The 1,430-nt window shown below is 36.6% G+C and carries 1 pseudogene; it reads right to left on the reverse strand.

Annotated elements, in window-relative coordinates:
- Positions 1 to 851: 851 nt before the first annotated feature.
- Positions 852 to 1,316: pseudogene (locus PX482_RS10310) on the reverse strand (adenine-specific methyltransferase EcoRI family protein); the annotation flags it as partial.
- Positions 1,317 to 1,430: the final 114 nt, after the last annotated feature.

Genomic DNA, 1,430 nt, shown 5'->3' on the forward strand with positions numbered 1-1,430 from the left:
ATCCTTATCTGGCAAGAGACTTAATTGATTAGTTCGCTCTAGAGCAAAAACAATTGACAAAAATCGCTAAATGCTTTTCTATATAAGGGTTCCATCCCTTATAACCCCCGTCCATTGCATAACAATTACCGAAGAGCCTTTTATGTATTATACTTCTTAATTTTTTATTTGGGTAATTAATTTTGCATGACTACTTAACGGATTTCACCGCTTTCTCATAAAAGGCGCACGCGAGTGGTTTGCAAAACATCCCTTCAGTCCACCACCCTTTATGAAGTGGTAATGCGATCCCTTGTGGGCATGGCCAAATCACCAATAACATCAGCTAAAATCATTGAACTCACGCTGCGCTCATTTCTCAAACCGAAAATTTGATCAATTGTCTCAAATGCACTCTAGCAAACGCATTGAGCGTTCTACTCGAATATTTATTAGTACAAAAAGACCATTTTGAGGTTAACGAATTGATTAGGGTTTGAGCGAGCCAATCAGCGCTCGCCCTCTCAGCAATGTTATGCTTACCTTATTCGCTAAAAAGCATACAGAATAAAGGTTACAGTTTGGTAGGTTGGGTGATCGGTACTCAACCCAATGCCAGTTGAGTAAACATCAGTCCAATAAATGTTATTCTAACTTGATGCAATACCGTAGAGCAAAAACACTTATTGACAATTGGCCAATTTTATGGGCCGCGTGGGCATTTCAATTGATACCGGTCAATCAGAATAGTATCGACCAAATGGGTCGATTTTTGCTTAACAATTGAGATGGCAAATTCTCCTCAAATATGCTTGAATCCTGGGTAGGCAACTCACATAAAGTTCATTTTGTCAAGGATTGTTAAGATGCGCTTACCCTGTTAAATCAATATATTCAGTTTGGATTCGTTTATTCTTGATTAGTATTCTAAAATAAGGACATTTCCCATTTACTGATAAATCTTTATCATCATTCCCCTTCCTGAATTTAATTATTTCAAATTGGTCGGGATTGAATTTATGTAAAAATGTTATTGGTACACCCATAACCCCCTTGAAGTCTAAGGGAATGTCTTGGGTTTTATTGACATTAATTCCATCATAATTGTCATATTTTGGATATTCAGCTTCATTGCCAAAATATCTTTTTGTCAGAGCCATATCTTCCTGTCGTTTTGATGTGTCTAAGTTGGTTAACCATAAACAATTATTTGGAGAAACTATTCTATTTCCAGAATTGTCAATACGAGCCTCTGTTCCATAAAGTTCATATTGTTCGGGAACAATGAAACCAGAAATACCTCTACCAAGATTTATTCCTAACCACGCTTTGTTTTCTGGTTCTTCGTTACTTGGTATGGTTCGGTAGGGTGTCATAAATCGACTAAATCCTTATCTGGCAAGAGATTTAATTGATTAGTTCGCTCTAGATCGAAAACAATTGACAAAAAT

The organism is Microcystis sp. M53602_WE12 (assembly GCF_030065455.1).
In the GTDB taxonomy this organism is placed as follows: domain Bacteria; phylum Cyanobacteriota; class Cyanobacteriia; order Cyanobacteriales; family Microcystaceae; genus Microcystis; species Microcystis aeruginosa.